The sequence below is a fragment of the Streptomyces acidicola genome, from assembly GCF_009377235.1.
In the GTDB taxonomy this organism is placed as follows: domain Bacteria; phylum Actinomycetota; class Actinomycetes; order Streptomycetales; family Streptomycetaceae; genus Streptomyces; species Streptomyces acidicola.
Genome location: NZ_VMNX01000122.1, coordinates 1 through 21,006, shown reverse-complemented (window position 1 = coordinate 21,006; position 21,006 = coordinate 1). Strand labels below are relative to the sequence as shown.

The 21,006-nt window shown below is 68.4% G+C and carries 17 protein-coding genes, 2 rRNA genes and 1 riboswitch; of the genes, 4 read left to right on the top strand and 15 right to left on the bottom strand.

The window, feature by feature from the left end; translation table 11 throughout:
• Window positions 1–35 precede the first annotated feature (35 nt).
• The gene (locus tag FPZ41_RS27465; protein WP_322620805.1) at window positions 36–836 is read right to left on the bottom strand and encodes a CPBP family intramembrane glutamic endopeptidase; all 801 of its coding nucleotides are present in this window, start codon (window positions 834–836) and stop codon (window positions 36–38) included.
• 183 nt (window positions 837–1,019) lie between these two features.
• Here FPZ41_RS27465 and FPZ41_RS27460 point away from each other — a divergent pair, with 183 nt between their 5' ends.
• The gene (locus tag FPZ41_RS27460) at window positions 1,020–2,783 is read left to right on the top strand and encodes a substrate-binding domain-containing protein (RefSeq protein WP_152866341.1); all 1,764 of its coding nucleotides are present in this window, start codon (window positions 1,020–1,022) and stop codon (window positions 2,781–2,783) included.
• Window positions 2,784–2,895: 112 nt separating this feature from the next.
• On the opposite strand, the gene FPZ41_RS27455 is transcribed toward FPZ41_RS27460, so the two are convergent.
• On the bottom strand, window positions 2,896–4,413 hold the full coding sequence (locus FPZ41_RS27455; protein WP_152866340.1) for a glutamate--cysteine ligase: 1,518 nt from the start codon (window positions 4,411–4,413) through the stop codon (window positions 2,896–2,898).
• Window positions 4,414–4,981: 568 nt separating this feature from the next.
• Here FPZ41_RS27455 and FPZ41_RS27450 point away from each other — a divergent pair.
• The gene (locus tag FPZ41_RS27450; RefSeq protein WP_152866339.1) at window positions 4,982–5,560 is read left to right on the top strand and encodes a hypothetical protein; all 579 of its coding nucleotides are present in this window, start codon (window positions 4,982–4,984) and stop codon (window positions 5,558–5,560) included.
• Between the two features lie 390 nt (window positions 5,561–5,950).
• Window positions 5,951–6,145, top strand: coding sequence for a DUF5999 family protein (locus FPZ41_RS27445; RefSeq protein WP_131564240.1), 195 nt, complete (start codon window positions 5,951–5,953; stop codon window positions 6,143–6,145).
• Between the two features lie 95 nt (window positions 6,146–6,240).
• Here the strand turns inward: FPZ41_RS27445 and gcvP are convergent, their stop codons facing one another.
• On the bottom strand, window positions 6,241–9,126 hold the full coding sequence (gene gcvP, locus FPZ41_RS27440) for an aminomethyl-transferring glycine dehydrogenase (protein ID WP_152866338.1): 2,886 nt from the start codon (window positions 9,124–9,126) through the stop codon (window positions 6,241–6,243).
• A gap of 175 nt (window positions 9,127–9,301) precedes the next feature.
• Window positions 9,302–9,396: riboswitch (glycine riboswitch) on the bottom strand.
• A gap of 121 nt (window positions 9,397–9,517) precedes the next feature.
• On the opposite strand from gcvP, the gene FPZ41_RS27435 reads away from it, so the two are divergent.
• Window positions 9,518–9,886 carry a PRC-barrel domain-containing protein gene (locus FPZ41_RS27435; RefSeq protein ID WP_181587353.1) on the top strand — a complete coding sequence of 123 codons (369 nt, stop codon included), beginning with the start codon at window positions 9,518–9,520 and terminating at the stop codon, window positions 9,884–9,886.
• Window positions 9,887–10,063: 177 nt separating this feature from the next.
• On the opposite strand, the gene FPZ41_RS27430 is transcribed toward FPZ41_RS27435, so the two are convergent.
• The 12 genes from FPZ41_RS27430 to FPZ41_RS47315 form a co-directional block, all read right to left on the bottom strand.
• Entirely contained in the window at window positions 10,064–11,470 is a 1,407-nt protein-coding gene (locus FPZ41_RS27430; protein WP_322620804.1) for a DNA polymerase IV, read from the bottom strand.
• A gap of 77 nt (window positions 11,471–11,547) precedes the next feature.
• The gene (locus FPZ41_RS27425; RefSeq protein ID WP_322620803.1) at window positions 11,548–12,219 is read right to left on the bottom strand and encodes a MerR family transcriptional regulator; all 672 of its coding nucleotides are present in this window, start codon (window positions 12,217–12,219) and stop codon (window positions 11,548–11,550) included.
• A gap of 496 nt (window positions 12,220–12,715) precedes the next feature.
• Window positions 12,716–13,189: a bifunctional nuclease family protein gene (locus FPZ41_RS27420; protein WP_028797289.1), complete on the bottom strand. Its 474-nt coding sequence runs from the start codon at window positions 13,187–13,189 to the stop codon at window positions 12,716–12,718.
• 85 nt (window positions 13,190–13,274) lie between these two features.
• Window positions 13,275–14,033, bottom strand: a complete 759-nt coding sequence (gene ftsR / locus FPZ41_RS27415; RefSeq protein WP_152866337.1) for a transcriptional regulator FtsR — start codon at window positions 14,031–14,033, stop codon at window positions 13,275–13,277.
• Window positions 14,034–14,050: 17 nt separating this feature from the next.
• Window positions 14,051–14,881 carry an FHA domain-containing protein gene (locus FPZ41_RS27410; protein ID WP_322620802.1) on the bottom strand — a complete coding sequence of 277 codons (831 nt, stop codon included), beginning with the start codon at window positions 14,879–14,881 and terminating at the stop codon, window positions 14,051–14,053.
• Window positions 14,882–15,071: 190 nt separating this feature from the next.
• Window positions 15,072–16,022 carry a DUF881 domain-containing protein gene (locus FPZ41_RS27405; RefSeq protein WP_228023012.1) on the bottom strand — a complete coding sequence of 317 codons (951 nt, stop codon included), beginning with the start codon at window positions 16,020–16,022 and terminating at the stop codon, window positions 15,072–15,074.
• A 5-nt stretch (window positions 16,023–16,027) separates the two neighbouring features.
• Window positions 16,028–16,360, bottom strand: a complete 333-nt coding sequence (locus FPZ41_RS27400; protein WP_131564207.1) for a small basic family protein — start codon at window positions 16,358–16,360, stop codon at window positions 16,028–16,030.
• Window positions 16,357–17,262 (bottom strand): DUF881 domain-containing protein, encoded by a 906-nt coding sequence (locus tag FPZ41_RS27395; protein ID WP_152866335.1) that lies wholly within the window; start codon window positions 17,260–17,262, stop codon window positions 16,357–16,359. Before FPZ41_RS27395 ends, FPZ41_RS27400 begins: the two co-directional genes overlap by 4 nt.
• Before the next feature lie 104 nt (window positions 17,263–17,366).
• Complete coding sequence (locus FPZ41_RS27390) at window positions 17,367–19,862, bottom strand: mannose-1-phosphate guanyltransferase (RefSeq protein WP_152866334.1); 2,496 nt, start codon at window positions 19,860–19,862, stop codon at window positions 17,367–17,369.
• A 115-nt stretch (window positions 19,863–19,977) separates the two neighbouring features.
• Window positions 19,978–20,586, bottom strand: a complete 609-nt coding sequence (locus FPZ41_RS27385; RefSeq protein ID WP_322620801.1) for a CDP-alcohol phosphatidyltransferase family protein — start codon at window positions 20,584–20,586, stop codon at window positions 19,978–19,980.
• A 110-nt stretch (window positions 20,587–20,696) separates the two neighbouring features.
• A 5S ribosomal RNA gene (gene rrf, locus FPZ41_RS27380) occupies window positions 20,697–20,813 on the bottom strand.
• An 88-nt stretch (window positions 20,814–20,901) separates the two neighbouring features.
• Window positions 20,902–21,006: ribosomal RNA gene (locus FPZ41_RS47315) — 23S ribosomal RNA — on the bottom strand; the annotation flags it as partial.

The window sequence follows — 21,006 nt, the reverse complement described above, 5'->3', positions numbered from 1 at the left end:
GCGTACCGTCGACTCCGCGCCGACCGCACGCCCCCTCACGCCGTCGGCAGCCAGCCCACCTTGCCCGCCAGCAACGCGTACCCGACGAACGCGCCGATGTCGAGCAGTGAGTGCGCCACCACGAGCGGCCCGACCCGCCCCCAGCGCCGGTACAGGTAGACGAACACCACGCCCATCACCACGTTGCCGATGAAGCCGCCGATGCCCTGGTAGAGGTGGTACGAGCCGCGCAGCAGCGAGCTCGCCAGCAGCGCGGACCCCGGACTCCAGCCCAACTGGCCCAGCCGGCGCAGCAGATACCCGACTACGATGACCTCTTCGACGACCGAGTTCTGGATCGCGGAGAGGATCAGGACCGGGAACTTCCACCACACGTCGGGCAGCGCCTCCGGCACCACCGTGAGGTTGAATCCGAGTCCGCGGGCCGCGAGATAGAACGCAATGCCCGTACTGCCGATCACCGCCGCGACCGCCGCCCCCCACCCGAGGTCGAACCACGGCTTCGTCCGATCGAACCCCAGCGCCCGCAGCCCCCTGCCCTCACGCAGCAGAAAGTGCGCGACGAGCGCGACCGGCACCAGCGCCGTCGTGATCCCGAAGAGCTGCCAGGCGAGATCCAGCCATGGACGGCCCGGCGCGGCCGAGGCGTTGAGGGTCGCAGCCTGGTCCTTGAGCCCTCCTGGTTTCGTGACCGATCCGACAAAACTGATCAGAGCGGACACTCCACTCGCACCGAGCGAAAGCCCCAGAACAAGCAGCGTCTCGTTCCGGAGAGTCCGTCGAGCCACCCCCTCCAACGGAGAGGAATCGGCCACCACCCCTGCCTCCACCTGCACTCCTGCCTCCAGTTCAGTAATCCCACCGCATCCCCATCTTCACCCCGCTAGGGTCTCGAAAAGGAGTTGCGAAGATCGTGTGCGACAGGCCACGGGAGGACGGGCGCGCCCGGCGGGCGTACCTCCCCCGTTCCCGCTTGGCCATGTCACGTCACGAAGTACGAACGCGAAGGGCACCATCCCATGGGACGTCACAGCTTGCCCGATCCTCCCAGGGCGGCCGCATCCGGCCCTCGGCCGCACGCCCGCCGCCGCACCGTCACCGTCGCGACCGCCCTCGTCCTCACCATCGCCGGAGGCACGACGGCCGCCGTCCGCGGCGGACTGCTCTCGTTCGGCGCCTCCTGCCGGGACCAGGCCGTACGGCTCGACCTGGCCGCCTCGCCCGACATCGCGCCCGCGCTCAAGACGGCGGCCGACCGGGCGCGCGACGAGAGCATCACCTCCGACGGCCGCTGCCTCGACATACGCGTGACGGCCCGCGACTCGTACGAGGTCGCGGACGAACTGCGCTCCGGCGGGAAACCCGAGGCCCAGGTGTGGGTGCCGGACTCGGACGTGTGGGTGCAGCGCGTCACGGCGGACGCGGCATCCACGCGGCTCACCCGGGCGGGCAACGTGGCCTCCTCCCCGGTCGGCATCGCCACGACCCCCTCGGCGGCGAAGTCCCTGGGCTGGCCCGACCGGACGTACACCTGGACCGATCTGGCCGGCGCGACCCTCCAGGACGACCGGCTGAAGCTCGGCGCGGCCGACCCCTCCCGCAGCGCCACCGGTCTGCTCGCGCTGACCCGGCTGACGACCGCCACGGCCGCTGCCAAGGACGGCGGCACCCAGGCGGCGGCGCTGGCGAAGCTGCTCTCGCAGCGCACGGTCGACAGCGACAGCCAGGTCCTGGCCACCCTCCCAAGGGACGATTCGGGCACCGAACGGGGCAACCCCAAACGCAACCAGGCGCTGCTCCTGTCCGAACAGTCCGCGTACGCGCACAACGCGTCGGCCGACGGCGGCGAGCGGCTCCGCACCTTCTACCCGACGGACGGCGCACCCCGGCTCGACTACCCGTTCACGCTGGTCGACGAGGCGCGGCTCACCACGGACGAGAGCCGTGCGGCACTGCGGTTCATGACGTTGCTGGACGGTAAGGAGGAGCGGGCGCTGCTGACGGACCGCGGGTTCCGCACAGAGGGCGGCGGCGCCTCGCAGGCCCTGGTCACCCGGGCCGGGGGCCGCGCCCCGCAGCCGTACGACGACGATCCGCCCGAACCGGACCCCGCGACGGCGGTCCAGGAAGCGCTCGGCGTGTGGACGATCACCGTGCAGAGCGCCCGGATCACCACCGTCGTCGACGCCTCCGCCTCGATGACGGAGCCGGTGCCCGGCACCGACCGGACCCGCATGGACGTGACGAAGGATTCACTGCTCCAGGCCCTCGCCACCTTCACGCCCGAGGACGAGATCGGGCTGTGGGAGTTCGCCACCCGGCTCGACGGAAATCGCGACTACAAGGTTCTGGAGCCGACGAAACGGCTCGGCGACCGAGTCGGTGACAGCACCCAACGGGACCGGCTGTCCGCCGCGTTCAACAGCCTGGAACCGGTGCCGGGGGGCGCGACCGGCCTGTACGACACCACGCTCGCCGCGTACAAGGAGGCCGTCTCGTCGTACGCGAAGGACAAGTTCAACGCGCTGGTCGTCCTCACCGACGGCGTGAACGAGGACCCGGACAGCATCTCCCGCTCGGCCCTCGTCTCCGCACTGCAGGAGACCGCCGATCGGGAGCGTCCGGTGCCGCTGATCGCGATCGCCGTGGGCCCGGAGGCGGACAAGGACGAGCTGGAGCAGTTCGCCGAGGCAGCCGGCGGTTCCGGCCATCAGGTCAGCGACCCGTCACAGATCCAGTCGGTCATCCTCAAGGCCATCACCGAGGCGGGCAGCCAGAGCTGAGCCGGACCCCGGCGACACCCAGCCAGTTCCGGCGCTTGAGGACAAGAGAAGGGGCGACGGGGGGCGAGACCGGCCCCGCGACCGGTCCCACGGCCCCCGGTGGGCGCACCCCTCACCCCAGCGGCACCGGCTCCGGCAACCCCACCGGCCAGGTGTGCACCGGCTCCCCGACGTGCATCAGCTCGCAGTACCTCCGCGTGGTCGCGGCCAGCGCGACGTCCCGGTCGAGCCCCTTCTCCAGCGCCTGGTGGAACGTTTCCGCCTGCCAGCTCGCGCCGTTGACCCGCCGTCGGCACCGCTCCTCGACCACCCCGAGGTAGAAGTCCCGGTCCGCCGGCTCGACGCCCCACGCGTCCAGCCCCACCTCGGCCAAGGGCAGCAGCTCGTCGCGCACGAGGCTCACGGCGTCCACCTCCACGGTCCCGCCGTAGCGGCCCCGCCGAGGCCACCGCAGACGCGCCTCGATGCCATGACGGCAGGCCGCGTCGAAGTTGGCGGCGGCGGCTTCGAAGGGCAACCGGGTCCACACCGGCCGCGACTCCTCGGCGAGCGCCCGCACGACCCCGTAGTAGAAGGCCGCGTTGGCGATGACGTCGGTGACGGTCGGCCCCGCGGGCAGCACCCGGTTCTCCACTCTCAGGTGCGGAACGCCGTCCGCGATTCCGTACACCGGACGGTTCCACCGGTACACCGTGCCGTTGTGCAGCACGAGTTCGGCGAGCTTGGGTGTGCCTCCCTGGTCGAGGACGCTCAGCGGGTCCTCGTCGTCGCAGATGGGCAGCAGCGCCGGGTAGTAGCGCAGGTTCTCCTCGAAGAGTTCGTACGCCGAGGAGATCCACCGCTCCCCGAACCAGGTGCGCGGCCGCACGCCCTGCGCCTGGAGCTCGGGCGGCCGCGTGTCGGTGGACTGCTGGAACAGCGGAGGCCGCGACTCCCGCCACAGCTCGTGCCCGAACAGGAACGGGGCGTTGGCCCCCACGGCGACCTGTACGGCGGCCACCGCCTGCGCCGCGTTCCACACGTCGGCGAACCGGCCCGGGGTGACCTGGAGATGCAGTTGCACGGAGGTGCAGGCGGCTTCGGGCGCGATCGACTTCGACGTGCACACGAGCCGTTCCACACCGTCGATGTCGAGCGCGAAGTCCTCTCCCCTGGCGGCCACGATCTGGTCGTTGAGCAGCGCGTAGCGGTCCACGTCGGAGATGTTCGAGGAGACCAGGTCGTCCCGGCCGAGGGTGGGCAGGATGCCGATCATCACGATGCCCGCGTCGACCTCACCCGCTTTCCGGTCGGCATATGCCAGAGACGTACGGAGCTCCTCGGAAAGTCGGTCGAATACGCGACCCTCCAATCGATGGGGGGCTATGTTGACTTCCAGATTGAACATGGCCAGTTCTGTTTGGAAATCACGGCTCGCTATGCGCTCCAGCACTTGCGCATTCATCATTCTGGGCAGACCGTCGGCACCAGCGAGATTCAGTTCGATCTCCAGCCCCATCAGGTTCTTGGGCCGGTCGAACCGCTTCTCCTCCAACAGTCGCCCGAGCACCGTCAGACACTGACGGAGCTTGTCGCGGTAGCGGTGCCGATCGGACAGGTCGAACGACTCCGCCACGACCTTCTCCCCCATCGAAGCGCCCCCTCCTCGGATGGGCAGGCCGACAAACCGGCCGCTGCTGTCCCGGGTCCACGAGGGATGATGCCCAGGCAGCGCGATCATTAACGCCCTGCGGCGGGTCCCTCGATAGCGCCCCCGGGCGGACCCGTAACCCGCTACGCTGAACGAGTACCCATAGGCACATTCACTAGGCATGAAGTAGCACGCGGTTTCCACGTCTTGCGACCTTGTGAATAACACTGACGAGAACCGGCCGTCCGTCGCCCGGGGAAATTCCGAGGTCATCGCCGCGCACCCCGCCTGCAATCGGGATGAAACCCCGCATTACCGCGGCCGAATAGTGCCTTGCTGCGCATATCCGGGACGGCTAGCAGAAACACTGCCTGAAGACTTCTCGTATAAAATTCGCGAAACGAGGCAGAGAGTTGGCGCTCGGTCCTCGGCCTGCCGTCAGGTGACGTGCGGCAGGCCGCCTCCCGCGCCGGACCCCAAGGCCCCACCTCTCTGAGCCCGAGAGCTGACAGCGCCGTCCGCCCCCGACCTCGCGCCACTGTGCCTGTCGAATGAGAGGCGACCCACCATGCCGCTGCATGTCCCCCCGGCTCCCGCGCCCGCACTGCGCACCGTCCTGACGGCACTCGGATCCCCCACCGCCGTCCGCGAGGCACCCACCCCGTCCCTGCGCAGCACCCAGGGCCCAGTGACACCCGAACTGCCGCTGCCCGTCCACGTGCTGGACCGGATCACCCCCGAGGGCGCGTCCGCGACCCGGCTGGCCGGATGGCGTTTCCTGATCCGCAGCGGCGGCCGCGCGGTGGCCGCCGCGGAAACCCGGCTGACGCCCGACGGCTGGGCCTTCTCGCACTTCTTCGAGGGCCCGTACGTCGCCGCCACGGAACTAGCACTGCGCGAGGCGGAATCCGTGCAGCAGCCGTACCAGGCGCGGCTGCTGTCGGTACCCGAGCTGTACATGCTCACGCTCTGGCTGCACGGCGACTGCACCGCGGACGGCGCCACCGGCCACCCGGCCGCCACGGACGTCCTGGTCCCGCTGACTCCCGCTCCACCCGGCATCGCGGCCAACCGCCCTTACCCGGTCGCAGACCTGCTGCCGGTCCTGACCCACCGGGTAACTCCGGCACCACTGCTCAGCGCCTGACACTTCACACCCGGACAACCCCGTACCCCGCCCCGGAAATGACCGGCGGCGGGGTACGACTTTCCTGCCGACAGGACTCACCGCTCTTTCGGGCGCGATAACGCTCGTACGAGCCGAAAAAGCCCGTCGACCGGCGTGGACTAGCCCCATCCGGCCAGGGCGAACCACCCGAAGGGACAGTGCGGTGGGGATGAACCGTCCGCGCGTGAGATGCGTCATAAACCTGTGAGAAAACGGTGCCGCAAAACCGCTGCGGATTGACGCTCGTAGGGCAACACTGGGACCGACCGACTTAGCACAACGGGGGCGGCCATGAACAACGCTTCAAGCCGCGAGCCGGCCACGACAGCAATCCCACACACCACAACAAACCGAAAGATCCCTACCACCATGTGCCAGCATCAGCCATCGTGTCCGACAGCCGAATCAGCCGACCGGGATTCCGCCCGCCTCGTGGTGCACCACCCGGAGCAGGGATGGAGCCTCCTGTGCAATGGCGTTCTGCTCTTCGAGGACACCGGTGAGCTCCTGCCTGACGGCCAGATCATCGCCCCGCACCGCGCACACGTGATGACGGCCGCCTGAGTCGCACAGACATGGGCGGGCAACCGCCCGGAGACATGAAGGGGCCGGCCGGAGAAGCACTCTCCGAACCGGCCCCGACGCATGTCCCGGGGTGACTACTCTTCGTAGGCGTCCAGCGGCGGGCAGGAGCAGACCAGGTTCCGGTCGCCGAAGGCCTGGTCGATCCGACGCACCGGCGGCCAGTACTTGTCCGCGGCCGAGACGCCCGCCGGGAACACGGCCTCCTCGCGCGAGTACGCGTGCTCCCACTCCCCGCCGAGCGCGGCAGCGGTGTGCGGGGCGCCACGCAGCGGATTGTCATCCGCCGGCCACTGCCCCGAACCGACCCGCTCGATCTCCGCGCGGATCGCGATCATCGCCTCGCAGAACCGGTCCAGCTCGGTCAGGTCCTCGGACTCGGTCGGCTCGACCATCAGCGTCCCGGCCACCGGGAACGACATCGTCGGCGCGTGGAAGCCGTAGTCGATCAGTCGCTTCGCGACATCGTCGACACTCACGCCGGTCGCCTTGGTCAGCGGCCGCAGGTCGATGATGCACTCGTGCGCGACCAGCCCGCCGGGGCCGGTGTACAGCACCGGGTAGTGCGGCTCCAGGCGCTTGGCGATGTAGTTGGCGCTGAGGACCGCCACCTGCGTGGCGCGCTTGAGCCCCTCACCGCCCATGAGGCGGACATACGCCCACGAGATGGGCAGGATGCCCGCTGAGCCCCAGGGGGCTGCCGAGATCGGGCCCACACCCGTCTCCGGACCGGCCGCGGGCTGGAGCGGGTGGTTCGGCAGGTACGGCGCCAGGTGCGCCCGTACACCGACGGGGCCGACACCCGGACCACCGCCTCCGTGCGGGATGCAGAACGTCTTGTGCAGGTTCAGGTGCGAGACGTCACCGCCGAAGTGACCCGGCTTGGCCAGGCCCACCAGCGCGTTGAGGTTCGCACCGTCGATGTACACCTGGCCGCCGGCGTCGTGCACGGCCGCGCAGACGTCGGCGACGTGCTCCTCGAACACGCCGTGCGTCGACGGGTACGTGATCATCAGCACCGCCAGCTCGTCGCGGTGCTGCTCGATCTTGGCCCGCAGGTCCTCGACGTCGATCTCGCCGTCCTCGGCGGTCTTCACGACGACGACCTTCATACCGGCCATCACGGCGCTGGCCGCGTTCGTGCCGTGCGCGGAGGACGGGATGAGGCAGACGGTGCGCTGCTCGTCGCCGTTGGCCCGGTGGTAACCACGTACGGCGAGCAGACCGGCCAGTTCGCCCTGTGAACCCGCGTTCGGCTGGAGCGACACCTTGTCGTACCCGGTGACCTCGGCGAGACGTTCCTCCAGCTCGGTGATGAGCGTGAGGTAGCCCTGCGCCTGCTCGGCGGGCGCGAAGGGGTGCATCTGCCCGAACTCCGGCCAGGTGACCGGCTCCATCTCGGTGGTCGCGTTGAGCTTCATCGTGCAGGAGCCCAGCGGGATCATGCCGCGGTCGAGAGCGTAGTCACGGTCGGCCAGCCTGCGCAGGTAACGCAGCATCGCGGTCTCGGAGCGGTGCTGGTGGAAGACCGGGTGGGTCAGGTAGTCGTCGGTGCGCAGCAGCGCGGCCGGCAGCGTGTCCTCCGCCGCCGCGTCCAGCGCCTCGATGTCGCCCTTGACGCCGAACGCCGTCCACACCGCGCCCAGCTGAGCCCGCGTGGTGGTCTCGTCGCACGCGATCGACACCTGGTCGGCGTCCACGAGCCGTAGGTTCACCCCGTGCTCGCGTGCGGCGGCGACGATCTCGGCGGCCCGCCCCGGCACGCGCGTGGTCAGCGTGTCGAAGTACGCGCCGTGCACGACCTCGACCCCGCCCGCGGTGAGACCGGCGGCGAGGATCGTGGCGTACCGGTGAGTGCGCCGGGCGATGCCCTTCAGTCCCTCGGGCCCGTGGTACACGGCGTACATGCCGGCCATCACGGCGAGCAGCACCTGGGCGGTGCAGATGTTGCTGGTCGCCTTCTCACGGCGGATGTGCTGCTCCCGTGTCTGCAGGGCAAGCCGGTACGCCTTGTGCCCGTCCGCGTCCACGGAGACGCCCACGAGCCGCCCGGGCAGGCTGCGGGCGAACTTCTCGTGCACGGCCATGTAGCCGGCGTGCGGCCCGCCGAAGCCCATCGGCACGCCGAAGCGCTGCGTCGTACCGACCGCGATGTCGGCCCCCAGCTCTCCGGGCGAGGTCAGCAGCGTGAGCGCAAGCAGGTCAGCAGCCACGGTGACCAGGGCGCCCAGCTCGTGCGCCTGCTCGATGACGGACTTGAGGTCGCGTACGGCACCGGAGGCGCCGGGGTACTGGAGGAGCACGCCGTTGATCTCGCGCTCGGCGATCCCGGCCGGAATGCCCTCACTCAGGTCGGCGACGACGACCTCGACGCCGGTCGGCTCGGCACGCGTCTCGATCACCGCTATGGTCTGCGGCAGCGCGTCCGCGTCGACCAGGAACAGGCCCTTCTTGTTCTTGCCGACGCGCCGCGACAGCGCCATCGCCTCCGCGGCCGCAGTGCCCTCGTCGAGCAGCGAGGCACCCGAGGTCGGCAGACCGGTCAGTTCGGCGACCATCGTCTGGAAGTTCAGCAGCGCTTCGAGGCGCCCCTGCGAGATCTCCGGCTGATACGGCGTATAGGCCGTGTACCAGGCCGGGTTCTCCATGACGTTCCGCAGGATGACGGGCGGCGTGAACGTCCCGTGGTAGCCGAGCCCGATCATGGAGCCCAGCACCTGGTTGCGGTCCGCGAGGGAGCGCAGCTCGGCGAGAACCTCCGCCTCGGTACGCGCGCCCGGCAGCTCCAGCCGGTCGGCGTTCTTGATCACGTCCGGCACCGCGGCGGTGGTCAGCTCGTCGAGCGAGCCATACCCGACCTGGGCGAGCATCTTCGCCCGGGCCTCCAGGTCGGGGCCGATGTGGCGCTGCTCGAACGGGATGCCCTGTTCGAGCTCGGAGAGCGGGATGCGATCGGCGGTCATTGCGGAGGCCTCCTGGTCTGACACGACCTTCGAGGGGCACCACGGCACGGGCGCCCGGACGGCCTCCCCCTCTGTCATCTCAACCTGAGAGCTTCGCCGGGTCACCCGAGGGGCCCGGCTTTCACCGTCGGTGAGAGCGGAAGCCGTTGACACCCGCTCTGCTTTCCAGAGTGACCTCGTCCGTGCGGTACAGGGGCCTGAGAGATTCCGGGGAGGAGTTGCTCCTTCGGCGCCTCCGACGATGCCGGAGGACTCTCCCGCACGGGGTCAGCAGCCGCTGTCAGCCTACCAGCGCGTTCAACGCACGCGTCTTCGAGTGGCCACCTTCCCCAATGTGGCTTTTCGTAGTGTTACGGATGCGTTGCTCCATATGCGATCACTTGGAGGGCCCGTGCAGACCGACATCGATCCGCGCAATCTGATCGGCCGCAAAGCGTTCGACCGCAAGGGCACCAAGATCGGCACCGTCGACGAGGTGTACCTCGACGACGCGACAGGAATCCCCGAGTGGGCGGCGATACGCATGGGCCTGTTCAGCCGAGACGCCTTCGTCCCCCTGGAGCCCAGCGAACTGGTCGAGGGAGCCCTCCGCGTCCCCTTCGACCGCGCCCTCATCAAGGACGCCCCCGACTTCGGCGTCGGCCGCCATCTCTCCCCGGAACAAGAACTTCAGCTCTACCACCACTACGGCCTGGACATCGCCCCTCCTCCCCCGGTGGACAGCGAATTCGGCCGCATCGCGGGCACGGAGGAGGCCTGAGCCGCCACAGCCCCACGACCACGACCACGACCACGACCACGACGACTCGTCCCGCAGCGCCGGGCGGCGGAGCCGGGCAGCCGCCACCCGGCGCCGTTATGTCCCGACCATCCGCACAGCGCCAGCCAGCACGCCTAGATGGCTCAGGTCCTGCCACCCGCCTCCCGCCATTCGAGTTCACTCTTTCGCCGCAACGGTCCCTTGCGACCCGGGGCTCGCCTTCCGCCCCACTGCCGTCACCTCCGACTGCTCTGGCCCCGCCGGTATCAGCGGTAGCGGATCGGCCGGCTGCAGGGCCGGATCGTCGGTACGGAAGGTACGGACGCGACCGGGTGCCGAGTCGGGTGTCTCGAAGCGCACGGTGACACGGCCCAGCCCACTGCCCTGCACCCACCCGTGCCCGAACTCGGTATGACATACGTCGTGCCCGGCGGGCCACCGCCGCTCGGCGGGTGCGGCAGCCTCCCGGGCAGGCTCCTCCAGCGTGTCCTCGTCGTCGAGGTGGGTCTCCCCCGCCGCCTGAGCGAACAGGTCCTCCTGCGTGTAGTCGGCGAGCCCGCTGACGCCCACCCCGAGCAGCCGTACCCCTCCCGTGGTGTCCACGGCCTCCAGCAGTCGCGCCGCCGTCTCCCGCACCACGGCCGGGTCGTCCGTGGGCCCGCGCAGCGTCTCGGACCGGGTGAGCGTCGAGAAGTCGTACCGCCTCACCTTCAGCACTATGGTCCGCCCGGACAGCCGCGCCCCACGCAGCCGCCGCACGCACCGGTCCGCGAGCCGTTGCACCTCCGTGCGGACCCGGACCCGGTCGTGGATGTCCACGTCGTAGGTGTCTTCCACCGATACGGACTTCGTGTCCCGCTCGGCCACCACGGAACGGTCGTCGTGCGCCAGCGCCATGGCGTACAGGCCGTGCCCGTGGGCCTTCCCCACCAGCCGCACGAGCTCGTCCTCACCGGCCTCCACGATCTCCTCGACCGTCGTGATGCCGGCCCGCCGCAGATGGTCGCCGGTCGCGGGCCCCACTCCCGGCAGGATCCGCACCGACTTGGGCCCGAGCAGCGCCCGCTCGGTCCCGGGCTCGATGAGCAGGAGCCCGTCGGGCTTGGCCTCCTCGGACGCGATTTTCGCGAGCATCTTGGACGCGGCGAGCCCCACAGATCCGGTCAGCCCGGTCACGGCCCGGATGTCCGAACGCAGCTTCGTCCCGGTGAGCCGCGCCGACTCCGCGTCCCAGGCCGCTCCCTCGGCCTCCAGGTCGACGAACGCCTCGTCCAGGCTCAGCGGCTCCACCAGCGGCGACAGAGCACGCAGCAGTCCCATGACCTGCTCGCTGATCGCCCGGTAGACCTCGAACCGCGGCACGAGATACGCGGCGTTGGGCGCGAGCCGCCGCGCCTGGGCCATGGGCATCGCCGAGTGCACCCCGAAGACCCGCGCCTCGTAGGAGGCGGTGGCGACCACCCCGCGCGGCCCGAGCCCGCCGACGATGACGGCCTTCCCGCGCAGGCTCGGCTTGGATGCCTGCTCCACCGAGGCGTAGAAGGCATCCATGTCGAGATGCAGGATCGTGGGCGCGGTTCTCACATGTCCGATGCTGCCCTACACCACTGACAATGCGCCGGTACGACAGCGCGCACAGGACCCTGGCGGTCCTGCGTCGCTCAGACCGCCCGGTTCCGCCGCCGCGCCAGCTCGTCCGCGGGGTTGTGGCCCACGAGCGTCTCACCGGTGTCGACCCGCTCGCCGTGCAGCTGGGACAGCGCGCTCTCCACATCCCGCCAGACCACGCCCACGGCGATCCCGAAGATGCCCTGCCCACCCTGCAGCAGGGCGTGGACCTCGTCGGGGGACATGCACTCGTAGACGGTCGCGCCGTCGCTCATCAGCGTCATCCGCTCCAGGTCCTGGAAGCCACGCTCTCTGAGGTGCTGGACAGCGGTGCGGATGTTCTGCAGCGACACACCGGTGTCGAGGAACCGCTTGACGACCTTCAGGACTACGACGTCCCGGAAGCTGTAAAGCCTCTGCGTACCGGAGCCGTAGGCGGGCCGTACGCTCGGCTCGACGAGCCCTGTGCGGGCCCAGTAGTCGAGCTGCCGGTAGGTGATGCCCGCGGCCGCGCACGCGGTGGGGCCGCGGTAACCGATCTGCTCTGCCGCCTCGGACACCGCCCCCTCGTCGACCGGCACCGCCGCCGGCCGGGGCGGGACGTTGTCGGAATGGGGGTACCCCCTGCTCACGCGGAGCCGAGAGCTCGGGGGAGGGTACGGGCCACTCTCCCCCGGACTGCGTCCCGGGGCGCCCCCAGCCGTACCGTCGCCGCTGCTTCTCACGCCGACCTCCGTCCTTGACCTGCCTTCTCGAAGGTAGGCAGTCACCAGGGGTGCGTCAACGATCGCCACACTCGGCACGCCGAGTGATAATCACCCAAGGAGTGGTTTCCCGTGCCCTTCCGCCGGGAAAGGCTAGCCGAATGTGCTTTCGGCCGGGCCACATAACACCGTGCCGCCACTGCTGGACACGCCGCACATGCCCATGAATCGCCCCGGCCATGTCCGCCTCACGACCAACCGACGGACTGTCCCGCGGTCCACCGACGGACTGATCGGACCGAACGGGCGGACGAATTTCGCCGGACTGGATTCCCCACCGGCCGGACCGACTTGCTTGGTCCATCAGTAGCCCTGAACCCACCTACTGCTCAAGATCGCCACAAGCCATCCCCGCGCCGTGGCACACGTTGAAGGGCCGACGGCCTGTGCAGCTCGCCAGCTCCGTCGCTGCGGCCCGCCCGCTAAGGCGTAGCGCTCTCCGGCCCCTCGAACCGCCTCACTGGCTGCTCGTACCGAAGTCCTCGGGCGAGATCTGGTCGAGGAACTCGCGGAACTTCTCCACCTCGTCCTCCTGCTCGTCCGGGATGGCGATGCCGGCGTCGTCGAGCACTCCATCGCTGCCGAAGATCGGCGTCCCGGTGCGCAGGGCCAGCGCTATGGCGTCGGACGGGCGGGCGCTCACCTCGACGCCGCTGGCGAACACCAGCTCCGCGTAGAAGACGCCCTCACGCAGATCCGTGATGCGCACTTCGGTGAGCTCCTGACCTACGGCCTCCAGCACGTCCTTGAACAGGTCGTGGGTCAGCGGTCGAGCGGGAGCCATGCCCTGCTGGGCGAAAGCGATGGCCGTTGCCTCCCCCGGTCCGATCCAGATGGGGAGGTAACGGTCGCCTCCCACTTCACGCAGGAGCACGATCGGCTGGTTGGAGGGCATTTCGACCCGGACACCTACGACATCGAGCTCGTTCACACAGCAACCCTAGGCCGTGCGCGGGACGTTTGGGTAGTCGGACAGAGATTGGCCCACGAGACCGGCCCCGTCCCGCCCCGGAGAGTCAGGGCAGCCTCACTCCGAGCGCTGTCTGCACCAGTGCGGCGTGCAGCTTCACCGTGAGCTCCGCCAGCTCCTTCGTACGGGCCTCCGCATGGGCCCTGGTCTGCGGATTGCGGTGGCGTCGCAGGGGCGCCACCACCTGGTCGACGAGGCCCGCCTCACGGTCGGCGGCGGCCTTCATGGCCCGCAGGTGCCGTGGCCCGATCCCGACCCGCCCCAGTTCCACCAGAAGGGTGGCCAGGGTCGCCGCGTCCGGGTCGTACGCTCCGTCGGGCAGCGCACAGACGAGTCCGTACGACTCCCACTCGGTCAGCTGCTCCTCGTCGATCTCGGCTGCGGCCAGGAGTTCGGCGCGTCCGAGCCGCACCGCTGCCGACTGCTCGGGCTCCCCGAAGAGCTCGTCGAGCCGCTGCTCCCCGTCACCCGTGTCACGCTGGCGCCCCAGGACGGGCAGCCGTACCGGCTCACCTCGCTCCAGGGCGTCCAGATGCTCCCTGATCACCTTGAGCGGCAGATAGTGGTCCCGCTGCATCCTCAGCACGTGCCCGAGACGCTCGACGTCCTCGGCACTGAACTTCCGGTACCCCGAAGGGGTACGTTGCGGCTCTACCAGCCCCTCCGACTCCAGGAAACGGATCTTGGAGATCGTCACTTCGGGGAACTCGTCGCGCAGCACGCTCAGCACCGTGCCGATGCTCATCAGTCCGCTGTCCGTGGCGGCGGCGCCGTTCCCGGCACCACCGCTCGGTGTATGAAGCATGGACCTTCCCTGACGGGTCAGTAGCCCCGCTGGCTCGCGTAGAAGACCAGGCGGTACTTGCCGATCTGCACCTCGTCACCGTTCGAGAGCGCGACCTGGTCGATCCGCTCCCGGTTGACGTACGTGCCGTTCAGGCTGCCGACGTCGGCGACCGTGAAGGAGCCGTCCGGTCCGCGACGGAACTCCACATGACGACGCGAGACGGTCACGTCGTCCAGGAAGATGTCGCTCTGCGGATGACGCCCCGCCGTCGTCAGGTCGCCGTCCAGGAGGAACCGGCTGCCCGAGTTCGGACCGCGGCGCACCACCAGGAGGGCCGAGCCGAGCGGCAGCGCGTCCACAGCCGCCTGCGCCTCGGGTGAGAGGGCCGGGATCGACGTCTGGCCGGTGGTCTCGGAGTCGTACGCCTCAATGCCCGAGATGGAGATCGTGGAGGTCGTCTCGGACGGACGCTCCGCGGCCGCCCCGGCCCGCAACGGCGCGCCGCAGTTGGAGCAGAAACGGCTGTTCTCCGCGTTGCGGTTCCCGCACCTCGTACACACCAGGGCCGACATGGACGGATCCTCCTGCCGCGGCTGCCCCGCCGGGGCATTGGACTCGTACGGGCCGGGGCCGAACCCTCCACCCGAACCTGAGGTTGACGGATCTCCGAAACCTATGCGGCCGGACTGGGCAGGGTCAACAGACGGCGCGCCCTGACCTCCGGAAATGTCACCGCCCGGACCAGACACCTGGTCGCGGAACAGAGGGCGCTGGCCCTCTTCGTCGGGCTGTGCCCGATGGCGAGCGGTAGCGTTGCCGCTGTCCTCTCGCGCGCTCTTGCCGAACAACTTCGCAAACAACTTCACGGGCGATTCCCCTTGACCGAAACAGACCCGCCCGTGGGGCAGGACGAACCCTGATTGACCACATCGGTCGACCCGGACATCCTCACAACGTCCGTATCCACCTGACAGTTTCCACCACGCACCACCCGTTTGGTGCGCCGACCCCCCGCAACCTCATGCCCCCGTCGGACCGCCCCCATGCACCCGGGGTTCACTGGGAGGACGACCGAGCGTAGTCAGGCTGCTTCGCCGCCCGCAAGGCGTCCACGATGATCTTGTCTGCCCGCTCCACGATCACGGTGGCCTGCTCCTTCTCCAGCGTCTGCACCACGCCTCCCGGGATGTTCAGTGCGGGCTCCAGGTCCTGCGGCTTGCCGATGACCTTGAAACGATAGGGCTGGGTGATCTTGTTCCCGTCGACGCTGATCCCCTTGCCCGAGTCCGTCAGATACGTGCTGGCGACAACCCGTACACCGTTCACCTGGATCGCCTCCGCGCCGGCCGCGCGCAGCTCCTGGATCGCGTCGAGCAGCATGTCCGCCTCGACCGCTCCCTTCGTGTCATTGATCGTCAACGTGATGCCGGGTCCCTCCGCCGCCACCGTGCCCGCGAGGATGCCGAGTTGTCTCTCCTTCTCGACCGTCTGCTTACGGGCCTCTTCGGCCTGGTCCGAGCTGTTCTCCAGCTCAGTGCGCTGATCTTCGAGACCCTGCTTCTCCTCTTCCAGACGCTGAGTACGGTCATCCAGTTCATCAAGGATGCGAACAAGATCTGTCTGACGTGCGCCACGCAGGGCGCTGTCGTTGTCGCTGTTGGAGGCCACCTGCACGGCCAGGCCGAAGCCGAGGCCGAACAGCAGCAGGGCCACGATGAGTTGGGCGCGTGTGACGCGCGGCGGCCACAGCCCCATCACGAGCCGTTGCCGACCGGTCAGAACAGGCTGCTCCTCCTGGTCGGTCTTCTCAGAGGGGCCGGTGGGCCCGGGGGCCACCTCTTCGGGAAGTTCCCGGCGCAGTCGCGTCGGCGTCTCCTCCCGGCCGCTGTTCTTCTGGCCGCTGTTCTTCGGGCCCGTCTCCCTCTGTCCGCCGTCCTTCTGGCCGACGATCTTCGGGCCGGCGTCCGAGCGCAGGTTCGTCGTCGGCGTCTCGTCGTGATCGCTCATCGGCCTCACGCCTGGAAGACGTGCCGGCGGATCGCCGCGGCGTTGGAGAAGATACGGATTCCCAGGACGACCACGACGCCCGTGGACAGCTGGGCGCCGACACCCAGCTTGTCGCCCAGGAACACGATCAGCGCGGCCACGACCACGTTCGACAGGAACGACACCACGAAGACCTTGTCGTCGAAGATGCCGTCCAGCATCGCGCGCAGGCCTCCGAACACGGCGTCGAGCGCCGCCACGACGGCGATGGGGAGGTACGGCTCGACCACCGCCGGAACCTCGGGCCGGACCAAGAGTCCGGCCACGACTCCCACGACGAGGCCCAGTACGGCGATCACGATGTGCCCTTCTCAGTTCTCGGTTCTGCTGTTCGTACGATCACGCTCGGCGCGGCAGGCAGCCGGACGTCGCCCTCGAGGGAAATGGCCGTCCGGATCCCGAAGTTCTCCTGCAGCGCATGCAGATACAACCCGTCGGGGCTGTTCTGGAACCGGGTGCTCAACTTCTTCCCGTCCCCCACGGCAAGCACCGTGTACGGCGGCACCAGCGGCTTGTTGTCGACCAGTATCGCGTCACCCGCGGCCCGGATCGCGGACAGCGCCGTCAGCCGCTGCCCGTTGATCGAGATCGCCTCCGCGCCCGACTGCCACATCCCGTTGACGACCCGCTGCATGTCGCGATCACGGACGCGCCCCGTGTCGGAGAACCCGGAGGTCCCACGGGCGTCGCCGCCACCGCCCCAGCTGGCGTCCTTGGCGTCGTTGACGACGAGTTTGACACCGGGACCGTGCACCTCGACGGCCCCCGACAGGATGCCCACGAGCTCCCCCTGGTCGCCGCCACCGCCCTTTCTCAGCGCCTCGCGCTGCCGGGCGCTCACATCGCCGCGGAGCTCGTCAATGGTGCCTTCCAGCTTGTCGGCTGCCGCGGTCTCGCGCTCGATGCGGTCGATGAGCTCCTGACGCTCCTTGGCGACGACGGGGGCCGCCACGCGCGCCTGCGCCGCTCCCAGGGTCACCACGAGGGCCGCGAGCACCAGACCGGCGGCGAGCCCGAGCTTGGCCCGCATCGTCTTGGGCATACCACTGATGCCCTCGGCCTGCTTGCGGGCAGCGGCCTCGGCGTACCCATCGTCGAGGCTGTGGTCCATGACGTTGGTGAGCAGCGACATGGAGGCGTCCGGGCGCGAGGGTCGCGTAGGGGTACCCCGAACGGGGGTCTGCTGCGGCATGCCGCACATAGTCGCACGTCGCGATCAGTACCTCCGAATGGCCCCACCGATGGCCCGATCGGCGTGCCGGACAAGCCCCGTTGGGGGTACTTGTCCGGCACGCGCGCGTGTGCTCAGCGCCCGGCGCTGTCCACGACCTCCGCCCACTCGTCCAGGAGAGCCTGCGCGGACGCGTCGTCGGGCCCCTCGGCCCACAGATGCGTAACGGCTTCGGCCGGGTCGGGCAGTACCATCACCCACCGCCCGTCGGTCTCCACGACCCGAACACCGTCGGTCGTGTCGACAAACCGGTCCCCGGCGGCCTCTACGACCCGCCGCATGACCAGTCCCTTCACGGCCCAGGGGGTCGCGAGATCCCGCTTGAGGACATGCGCCCGCGGAATCCGCGCGTCGATCTGGCTGAGCGTGAGCTGCGTCCGGGCCACCAGCCCGATGAGCCGCACGAAGGCCGCAGTTCCGTCGAAGACGCTGCTGAACTCCGGCACGATGAACCCACCACGTCCGTCACCACCGAAGATCGTGGAGTCGTCGCGCCCGACCCGGGTCAGATCGTCCGGCGAGGTGGTCGTCCACTCCACCTGCGTCCCGTGGTACGCCGCCACCTGCTCGGCGATCCTCGTGGTGGTCACCGGCAACGCTACCCGTCCACTGCGTCGCTCTGCGGCCACCAGATCGAGCATCACCAACAGTGCCCGGTCGTCCTCGACGATGCGCCCCTTCTCGTCAACAAGCGAGAGCCGCTCACCCACGGGGTCGAACCGCACTCCGAACGCGGCACGCGATGACGCGACTATCTCGCCCAGTCGCACCAGCCCCGACCGCCGCATGTCGGCTGTTTCCGTCGGCCTGGACTCGTTGAGACCGGGATTGATGGTCAGCGAGTCCACCCCGAGCTTGCCGAGCAGGCTGGGCAGTACGAGCCCGGCACTGCCGTTGGACGCGTCCACTACGACCTTGAGGCCCGACTCGGCGATCCCGGTCGTGTCGACGTTCCGCAGCAGCGATCCGGTGTACGAGTCGAAGACGCTCGCCGGGAAGTGCAGGTCACCGATCTCTCCGGGGAACGCCCGCCGGTACTCCTGGCGCGCGAAGACACGGTCCAGCTTCCGCTGGCTCGTCTGAGAGAGGTCGGCCCCCTGCCCGTCGAAGAACATGATGTCGACGGAGTCCGGCACTCCGGGCGTGGTCCGGATCATGATTCCGCCCGCGCTGCCCCGGGCGGTCTGCTGCCGGGCGACCGGCAGCGGCACGTTCTCCAGGTCGCGTACGTCGATGGCACTGGCCTGAAGCGCCGAAATGACCGCGCGCTTCAGCGCACGGGCACCTCGGGAATGGTCGCGGGCCGTGGTGACGGTGGAGCCCTTCTTCAGGGTCGTCGCATACGCCCCAGCAAGTCGTACGGCCAGCTCTGGCGTGATCTCCACGTTCAGGATGCCGGAGACACCGCGGGCACCGAACAGATGCGCCTGCCCCCGCGATTCCCAGATCACCGAGGTGTTGACGAAGGCGCCGGCCTCGATGGTCTTGAACGGATAGACGCGTACGTTCCCCTGCACAATCGATTCTTCACCGACGAGACACTCATCGCCGATGACGGCACCGTCTTCGATCCGCGCGGCCCGCATGATGTCAGTGTTCTTTCCGACGACACAGCCCCGCAGATTGCTGTGCTGTCCGATGTACACGTTGTCGTGGACGACGGCCTTGTGCAGGAAAGCCCCGCTTTTCACGACGACATTCGACCCGACGACGGTGTGCTCGCGGATTTCGACGCCGGCCTCGACCTTGGCGTAGTCACCGACGTACAACGGCCCTCTCAGTACGGCGTCGGGATGCACCTCGGCACCCTCGGCAACCCACACCCCGGGCGAGAGCTCGAACCCGTCGATCTCGACGTCGACCTTGCCCTCCAGGACGTCGGCCTGTGCCTTCACGTAGCTCTCGTGGGTACCGACGTCCTCCCAGTAGCCCTCGGCGACATAGCCATAGATCGGCTTGCCTTCCTTCATCAGCTGGGGGAAGACATCGCCGGACCAGTCGACGGGAACGTCGGACTCGACATAGTCGAAGACCTCGGGCTCCATCACATAGATGCCCGTGTTCACCGTGTCCGAGAAGACCTGACCCCAGGTGGGCTTCTCCAGGAAGCGTTCCACCTTGCCTTCCTCGTCAACGATGGTGATTCCGAATTCCAGGGGATTCGGTACACGCGTCAGACAAACGGTGACCAGCGCACCCTTTTCCTTGTGAAAATTGATGAGCTCGGTGAGGTCGAAGTCGGTCAGAGCATCGCCGGAGATGACGAGGAACGCGTCGTCCTTCAGCGCCTCCTCGGCGTTCTTGACGCTCCCGGCAGTTCCGAGTGGCTTCTCCTCATTGGCATAGGTGAGCTCCATCCCGAGCTCCTCACCGTCACCGAAGTAGTTCTTGACGAGCGAGGCCAGGAACTGGACAGTTACGACGGTCTCGTTGAGCCCATGCCTTTTGAGCAGCCGCAACACGTGCTCCATGATCGGGCGGTTCGCCACAGGCAGGAGCGGTTTGGGCATGCTTGAGGTCATGGGGCGAAGGCGCGTGCCCTCGCCTCCGGCCATCACGACGGCCTTCATGTCGGAAGCGTCCTCCTCGAAGAGACGACGGTCTAGCCGACTTCACCCGTCCAGATTGTCCCGCACTTTTCCGACACGGGCCATCAGGCCACTACGGCCGCCCAATCGGGCGAGCTCAATCGGCCATGGCGTCCGCCGTGACAAGTCGGCGGACCTGAACCACGTAGAGGATCCCTGCCCACCAGTACAGCGTTGTACCCCATCCGGCGAACGCCCATCCGAAAATAGCAGCGAGTGACGGGATCCATCCACTTCCGTCACTGAGCAACAGCAACGGGAAGGCGTACATCAGGTTGAAGGTAGCGGCTTTCCCCAGGAAGTTCACCTGCGGCGGTGGATAGCCGTGACGCCTGAGGATGCCCACCATCACCAACAGAACCAGCTCTCGCGCCAGCAGTACAGCGGTCAACCAAAGTGGCAGAACCTCGCGCCAGGTGAGACCCACCAGAGTCGACAGAATGTAGAGCCTGTCGGCCGCGGGGTCGAGGAGCCGGCCAAGGCTGCTGATCTGATTCCAGCGCCGAGCCAGCTTGCCGTCCAGATAGTCACTGACGCCACTGAGCGCCAGTACCAGAAGCGCCCAGCCATCACTCTTGGGACCGCCGAACTCAGGCCAGAGGATCAACCACAGGAAGACGGGCACACCAACGAGCCGCGCCATGCTGAGGATGTTCGGGATGGTGAGGACCCGGTCTGTCTGGATCCGGGTCTCCTGGACCTCCACCCGGGGGCCTCCTGTGGGGGAAACGAGCCAACTATGCCCCCTGACCTTACCTTACGCAAAAAAGCTCTGGCTCTTGGGCATCTCACCCAAGAGCCAGAGCTCTAAAAGGAGTTCGGCGGTGTCCTACTCTCCCACAGGGTCCCCCCTGCAGTACCATCGGCGCTGTAAGGCTTAGCTTCCGGGTTCGAAATGTAACCGGGCGTTTCCCTCACGCTATGACCACCGAAACACTATGAAACACTCAACCGCACCACGCCTGTGGCAAACGTGGGGTTGTTCGTGGTTTCAGAACCAACACAGTGGACGCGAGCAACTGAGGACAAGCCCTCGGCCTATTAGTACCAGTCACCTCCACCCGTTACCGGGCTTCCAGACCTGGCCTATCAACCCAGTCGTCTACTGGGAGCCTTACCCTCTCAT

Excerpts from the sequence above, each read along its gene's own strand:
- FPZ41_RS27445 (WP_131564240.1), top strand. The coding sequence starts at position 5,951 with ATGTGCCAGCATCAGCCATCGTGTCCGACAGCCGAATCAGCCGACCGG.
- FPZ41_RS27390 (WP_152866334.1), bottom strand. The coding sequence starts at position 19,862 with ATGAAGGCCGTCGTGATGGCCGGAGGCGAGGGCACGCGCCTTCGCCCC.
- FPZ41_RS27450 (WP_152866339.1), top strand. The coding sequence starts at position 4,982 with ATGCCGCTGCATGTCCCCCCGGCTCCCGCGCCCGCACTGCGCACCGTC.
- gcvP (WP_152866338.1), bottom strand. The coding sequence starts at position 9,126 with ATGACCGCCGATCGCATCCCGCTCTCCGAGCTCGAACAGGGCATCCCG.
- FPZ41_RS27405 (WP_228023012.1), bottom strand. The coding sequence starts at position 16,022 with ATGAGCGATCACGACGAGACGCCGACGACGAACCTGCGCTCGGACGCC.
- FPZ41_RS27395 (WP_152866335.1), bottom strand. The coding sequence starts at position 17,262 with ATGTGCGGCATGCCGCAGCAGACCCCCGTTCGGGGTACCCCTACGCGA.
- FPZ41_RS27460 (WP_152866341.1), top strand. The coding sequence starts at position 1,020 with ATGGGACGTCACAGCTTGCCCGATCCTCCCAGGGCGGCCGCATCCGGC.
- ftsR (WP_152866337.1), bottom strand. The coding sequence starts at position 14,033 with ATGCTTCATACACCGAGCGGTGGTGCCGGGAACGGCGCCGCCGCCACG.
- FPZ41_RS27455 (WP_152866340.1), bottom strand. The coding sequence starts at position 4,413 with ATGGGGGAGAAGGTCGTGGCGGAGTCGTTCGACCTGTCCGATCGGCAC.